This window comes from Blastopirellula sediminis (assembly GCF_020966755.1).
GTDB classification, from domain to species: Bacteria; Planctomycetota; Planctomycetia; order Pirellulales; family Pirellulaceae; genus Blastopirellula; species Blastopirellula sediminis.
Genome location: NZ_JAJKFT010000010.1, coordinates 1,260,244 through 1,266,709 on the forward strand (window position 1 = coordinate 1,260,244; position 6,466 = coordinate 1,266,709).

The window sequence follows — 6,466 nt, forward strand, 5'->3', positions numbered from 1 at the left end:
TCGCCGTCGTCTGGCCAGCAACGTTCGCTAAGCTTCGGCTCAGTGATCGACAGCTAAGAATAAAAGCCTGGTTGGAGAAATCCAACCAGGTTTTTTTCTGCGCTAGCCGCAAACTTATCCTTGGAACTGCCGCTGCACTTCGGCGTCCGAAATGACCACCATCCCCCAGATCGCAAACGGCATCACGAAGATGCAGCAGAGACTGGAAGAGCAGGGGAGCAGCGCCAGGATGAAACCGGTCCAGGCCAACGCGTAGTTGCGCAGTTGGACCGCGTTGTAGAGTGAGAACAGCGTGAACGCGTTAAACGCAATCACCAAGCCGCTGCCGATCAGATTGCCGATCAATTCCGCCGGGTCGCGCTGAATGTTGTTATTGTTGGCTGCGATCATGACGACGTTCGCCACCAGGCCCAACAGCATGAGCGCCAGGATGATCCCCAGCAGCGACATGCAGACGATCGCCGGAATGGCCACCTTCTTTTTCGCTTCTTCAAATCCGCCCGACATCGAATAGGCGCTCGACGACGACGAGGCGTAAGGAGACGCGAAGGGATTCGATTCGCCGGCCGGGGGCGCCGTCACGCTGTCCGGGAACAGACTCGACGACTGATCCGCCGGCGGGTTGTACGGATTCGGGTCGGAAAACAGGTTTCCTCCCGACGGAGGCGCTCCGCCCGGGATCGGCTGCACCGCGGAACAATGGGGGCACTTCGTTCGTTTCCCTTCATTGCCGTCGGGGACGCGAATCTGTTGTTTACAAACCTGGCAAGCGAATTCAATCGGCATCGGCGTAACTTCAAGGATGAGTAGCGAATCGGCGCGGCGATTGAATACCGCGTTTTGACTAATGTAAGCCGCTGCCGACCAAGATGCTAGCGCGACTCCGGCGGCAATCCTGGGAAGCTCCCCTTAGCGAAACTGCGCCTTCCCTTCCGGCATGCAGAGCATCACGATCGCCCAGACTCCGGCCGGAAAGGCGATGCCCGCGATCAGAATTGTCGCGCAGTTCGTCATCAGGCCGCACGGAACCATTCCCAGCAGCACGCCGACCCACGCCGCCGCGTACGACTTGCGGAACAGCGTGCTCGCCAGACAGGCGATCGAGCCAATGCTCAGCACGCAGCCGATGCCGCCGGTGACGGCGACGCCGATCCAGAGCACATGTTGGTCAGGAGCGTTGTTCGCCTGGGGCGGATTGGTCAGCATCAGCACTCCGAAGCCGACCACCAGCATCGAGGCCAAAAAATTGACCGCCTGGGCGACCAGCAGGATCGCGACCGGGATCGTCAGCAGCACCTTCGCCGTTTCGGGCGTCATCCCGCCGGAACCAGGCGGCTTCGCGACGTAGGGCGAAGGCGCCGATGCGGCGGGGCTCGGAGACTGATACGGGTTCGGCGGCGCCTCTTTCGCGAGCGGCGGAAGCGGCTTGTCGGCGAATGGATTCGGCTCGCTGGTCGGCAGCGGAGGAGGAGGACCTTTTGGGGGCGGCGGCGTCGGGGCAGGTTTTGGGCTCGGCGCCGGATTGCGGATTTCGCCGCTCGGCGGTTCGCTCTTGGCGCCGTCTGGCGTCGGAATCACTTGCAGATGACCGCAGCCGGGACAGCGCACCTTCTTGCCAGCCGAGTCGTCCGGGACGCGGAGCTTTTTCGGACAGGCGGAGCAAAGGAACTCGATCGGCATCGTGACGAATATCCGCAAGCGGCGTTAAAGAAAAGGGTAAGCCAAGTCTAAGTCGCGGTCGGTCGCCTATCCACTGCAATCCAGGAACTCGCCGCAACCTGTCCAGACTAGGCGCGAAAATGGGCCGAAATGCGCTTGTCCGAAAGGAGCACGATCCCCCAGATGGCGAACGGAATGGTAAAGACGCAGCAGATCGACGTGCCGAACGGGGTCATCGCCAATACCAGGCCGGTCCAGGCCCAGCTCAGCTCGTCGACGTTGCGGAAGCTATTCACTCCCTTGAGCGTCGCCGCGGTCAAACAAACGGAAATCGCTCCCATGAACATCGAGAACATAATGGAGTAGATGTTCATGTTCGCCGGCGGTGCGAACATCAGCTGCAGCGTCCACAGGACCACCCCCACCGCATTTAGTGCAGTGACCAGAATCGCAAAGACGAACAGCACCGTCGCCGGGGTCGAGATGCGATAACGAACTTCGCTCGGGTTCAGACTCTCCGCTTTTTCTTTCCGCTTTGCGGTCGGGGCGGAGGCGCTGGGAGACGTAGACGCGGCGCCCAGCACATCGCCGAGCGATTTCGACGACGACTGCCCCGGCTTCTGACTCCAGAAGTCGTCGTCCCCCTGGGCGCGAGCCTCCGGCGCCGGCGTAGGCGTCGGAACGCGCTCGGCCGATTGGCACTTCGGACAACGAACTTTCTTTCCTGCCAGCACGTCAGGCACGCGAAACTTCGCAGAGCACTGGCCGCAGGAGAATTCAATGGGCATTCAGGGGTCTCAAACCGCAATCGATGGGGGCAAGATTCCGGTCCAAAAATTATAGGCGCTGCAGGGGCTAATCTCGAAATCGCGAGGCGATCCGTTTGTCGCACATCAACGCGATTCCCCAGATCGCGAACGGAATCGCCAGCGGGCAACAAACGTAGGTTCCAAACGGCGTCATCCCCACAATCAAGGCGAACCAGACCGAACCAGCCGAACCGCGTAAATTCCGCAGGGCGTTGGCGCCGCGGTAGGTGCCAATCGACCCAGCAAAGACGAGGACCGTCACGATCAAGTTCGTGATGAGCTGATCGGGCGGCAGTCGATTCGCACCACCGATCAAGAGGAGCACCATGGCGACCAGCCCTAATCCCCCCAGCACGATCCCCAACAACGCAAAGGCGCACAGGACCGTCGCCGGGAAAACGACTCGGCGGCGGGCATCCTTTTCGGATAAGCCGTTCCCCTGGCGACCGGAGTTCCCTGACGAGCTTGTGGATGTGGAAGGGGCGGGAGCGGCGGCCGGCATCGGCATAGCGCCGGCCGTCTGACTCCAGAAGTCGTCATCGACGTTCGACTTCATCTGGTAGTCGATTTCCGGTTCCGGATCGGGCAACGGCAGTTCCGGTTCGGGATCGGGCAAGAGCAGCTCTGGCTCGGCCGCCGGAATTTCCCCGACCGTTTGGCACTTGGGGCAACGGACTTTCTTTCCCGCCATCTTTTCGTCAACGCGAAACTTGGCGGAGCAGCTCTTGCACTGAAAGGTGATCGGCATCCGGCTCTTCCCGATGTCAAAAGGTCAAAATCAACGGCACCCCCCCATTTCTCGGCGTAATACTGTAGAGGGGTTTGGTTCCGGCATCCAGTCTATTTAACGCACCGGCAAACGTCTATCGGTCCTCTGCTAATTTCCCCATTTCCTAACGGCTGGTAAGATGAACGGTCATTTGCGGCGGCAGGGATTCAAGCAAGCAGGCAGGGATGGGCAGCTACACGGTAAACGACATTCTTGGGCCCGACGGCAGTATCGCTCGGCGTTTACCTCGCTATGAACTTCGCCAGCAGCAGCTCGATATGGCCGATGCGGTCGCGGCGGCGATCGAAAATAAGCGGCATTTGATCGTCGAGGCCGGCACCGGCGTCGGTAAAAGCTTCGCCTATCTGGTCCCGGCAATCTTGGCGGTCGCCCAGGAACGAGCCGATGACGACGAAGACCGGCCGCGGCGGATTGTGGTTTCGACCCATACGATCGCGCTCCAGGAACAGCTGATTCAAAAGGACTTGCCGCTGCTCAACAGCGTCATTCCGCTCGAGTTCACGGCGGTGCTCGCCAAAGGGCGCGGGAACTATCTCAGCAAACGCCGACTCGGCGCCGCACTGACCCGCACCAAAACTCTCTTCGCCAAGGATGAAGAAGAGCATCAGCTCGACCATATTCGGACCTGGGCCAAAGAGACCGGCGACGGCTCGCTTAGTGATCTGGAGTTTCGCCCGCTCGGTTCGGTCTGGGACGAAGTCCATAGCGACAGCGGCAACTGTCTCGGTCGCAACTGCCCCAGCTACAACGACTGCTTTTATTACAAAGCGCGTCGCCGCGTGCAGAACGCCCAGATCATCGTGGTGAATCATGCGCTCTTCTTCAGCGACTTGGCGCTCCGTCGCAGCGGCGTCAATCTGCTGCCGAAGTACGATGCGGTGATCTTTGACGAAGCGCACACCTTGGAGTCGGTCGCCGGCGATCACTTGGGTTTGTCGATCACTTCGGCCCAGATCGACTACACCCTCAACAAGCTGTTCAACGAGCGGACCAACAAAGGGCTGCTGATCCACCATGGACTGACCGAAGCGATGCAGCAGGTCGTTCATTGCCAATACCGCGCCCAGCAGTTCTTTACCGAGATCGACGCGTGGCTCGCCGAGAACCCGCAGTCGAGCGGTCGCGTTCGCCAGGCCGAACTGGTCCCCAACGTGCTGACTCCGGCGCTGGCCAAACTGGCCGCCCAGGTCAAAAACGCCGGCGAAGATCTGAACGACGACAGTCAGCGGCAAGACCTGACGTCGATGAGCGATCGGCTCTATCTGCTGGCCGACGGGATCGAAAGTTGGCGGACGCAGAAGATCGAGGACGCGGTCTACTGGGTCGAAAGCTCGCAGCAGCGGGGACCGTATCGTCGCGTCAAATTGTCGGCCGCTCCGGTCGACGTCGGACCAGCGCTGCGGAGCGAGTTGTTCCAAGCGGTCGATAGCGTGATTCTGACCAGCGCCACGCTGGCGGTCGGCGGTTCGGCGTCGTTTGACTTCTTCAAGTCGCGGGTTGGGCTGACGCACTGCGAAACGTTGGCTCTCGGCAGTCCCTTCGACTACGCCGAACAGGCGAAGCTGATCCTGGTCAACGAGATGCCGGACCCGAGCGATCGCAAAAACTACGATCAAGCGGTCGTCGAAATGATCCGGCGGTATGTCGCTCGGACGCAAGGTCGCGCGTTCGTGCTGTTCACCAGCTACGAGATGCTCCGCTGGGCCGCTTCTTCGCTAACGCGTTGGCTCGCGCAACAGGAGATCGAACTCTTCAGCCAGTCGGACGGCATGCCGCGGAGCGTGATGGTTGAGAAGTTCAAACAAGCCAAGAAGGCGGTCCTCTTCGGCACCGACAGTTTCTGGCAAGGAGTCGACGTCCCCGGCGACGCACTGCAAAACGTGATCATCACCAAGCTCCCCTTCAGCGTCCCCGATCAGCCGCTACTGCAAGCGCGACTCGAACGGATCAAAGAGCAGGGAGGCCAACCGTTCGGCCAATACCAACTGCCGGAAGCGGTGATCAAACTCCGCCAAGGCTTCGGCCGCTTGATCCGCACCCAGGAAGATTCCGGCATCGTCGTGATCCTCGACCCTCGCGTAAAGACGAAGGCCTACGGCAAGGTCTTCCTGAAGTCGCTCCCCGACTGCCCCATCGTCCAAGAAAGCTACCGCGACGGCACCTTCGCGTAATCGAATGACCCGCATGCGCGCCCAATAATAGCCCGAAGCGCAAGCGAGGGAAATGCGGACGCAAGCAAATGACGAATGTCGAAGCTCGAATGACGAATCAAGCACGAATTCCCCAATAGCGAAGGCGCGCATCTCCAAACACTAACCCGAGGCGCAAGCCGAGGGAATGCGTTTGCAAGCGAAACGCCGGGATCGAATTGCCAAAGATCGCCCGCTCGCATCAACTCGCGATTGACGCACAACGAGAATCAACCGACTGGACCGCAGCCCCCAATTTTTTTTCGTCGCGTAGCACATCTCCCGTAGGGTCCGCTGTGCGGACCGAGGATGCGTCGATTGATTGGGCCAATCGGTTCCCACTTCCCATGGTCCGCACAGCGGACCCTACGGGAGTGGACTCGACCGCGTCCATTTTTTCTTGGGCCGATTGGATCAATCGATACTTCGGATCGTAAAACCGTTTCTCGTCAACGATCTTTTCAATCTCCCCCGCCGCAACCATCCGATCCCACGCCCGGGCGAACTTCGTCCCGTTCATGCCGCAGTTCTCGCGGACTCGCAACTTCGTCGCATGCGCCTCGCCCAGGTCAGTCATCGCCAGGCGAATTCGGGAACGCATCCGCTCGTCCATCGCGGCGTCTTTCCAGCGTTCCGCTTCGTCTTGCAGCGCATCCGCGTCGTGCACGATCGTTTTCCAGCGTCGCCCGGTCGTAGTCGTAGGGCAGGCCGTGCCTGCCGCTCTTCTTGCGAGTCTGTCCATTTCGGCAGGCACGGCCTGCCCTACGTCGGTCAATCTTCCTTCGTCGACATCGACGCCCCATTCGCCACCTTGGCCGGCGTAACCGCCGAGCGTTAGCCAGAGTCGATGCTCTCCGCTGCCTGGCGCATAACTCTGGCGACGATTCACCAACAGCCACTGCTGGGCGAAGTCGAGACTGCCGGCGAGGATCGCAGCGTCGAGTTTGCCAGGCTTCATTTCCTTCCGCGTTTGCACGCAAAGAATCGGCGTGGCGCCGTTGTCGAGACAACACTGCGCG

At 60.5% G+C, this 6,466-nt stretch carries 5 protein-coding genes and 1 pseudogene; 1 reads left to right on the forward strand and 5 read right to left on the reverse strand.

Features of this window, described 5'->3' with window-relative positions:
• Positions 1-114 precede the first annotated feature (114 nt).
• The 4 genes from LOC68_RS16835 to LOC68_RS16850 form a co-directional block, all read right to left on the reverse strand.
• Positions 115-786, reverse strand: coding sequence for a hypothetical protein (locus LOC68_RS16835; RefSeq protein ID WP_230220877.1), 672 nt, complete (start codon positions 784-786; stop codon positions 115-117).
• Positions 787-909: 123 nt separating this feature from the next.
• Positions 910-1,680, reverse strand: a complete 771-nt coding sequence (locus tag LOC68_RS16840) for a zinc-ribbon domain-containing protein (RefSeq protein WP_230220879.1) — start codon at positions 1,678-1,680, stop codon at positions 910-912.
• A gap of 107 nt (positions 1,681-1,787) precedes the next feature.
• Positions 1,788-2,447: a zinc-ribbon domain-containing protein gene (locus LOC68_RS16845; RefSeq protein WP_230220881.1), complete on the reverse strand. Its 660-nt coding sequence runs from the start codon at positions 2,445-2,447 to the stop codon at positions 1,788-1,790.
• A 67-nt stretch (positions 2,448-2,514) separates the two neighbouring features.
• Positions 2,515-3,216 (reverse strand): zinc-ribbon domain-containing protein, encoded by a 702-nt coding sequence (locus LOC68_RS16850; protein WP_230220882.1) that lies wholly within the window; start codon positions 3,214-3,216, stop codon positions 2,515-2,517.
• 206 nt (positions 3,217-3,422) lie between these two features.
• Here LOC68_RS16850 and LOC68_RS16855 point away from each other — a divergent pair, with 206 nt between their 5' ends.
• A complete protein-coding gene (locus LOC68_RS16855; protein WP_230220884.1) occupies positions 3,423-5,429 on the forward strand; it encodes an ATP-dependent DNA helicase in 2,007 nt (668 codons plus the stop codon).
• Positions 5,430-5,649: 220 nt separating this feature from the next.
• Here LOC68_RS16855 and LOC68_RS16860 read toward each other — a convergent pair.
• A pseudogene (locus LOC68_RS16860) lies at positions 5,650-6,466 on the reverse strand (hypothetical protein); the annotation flags it as partial.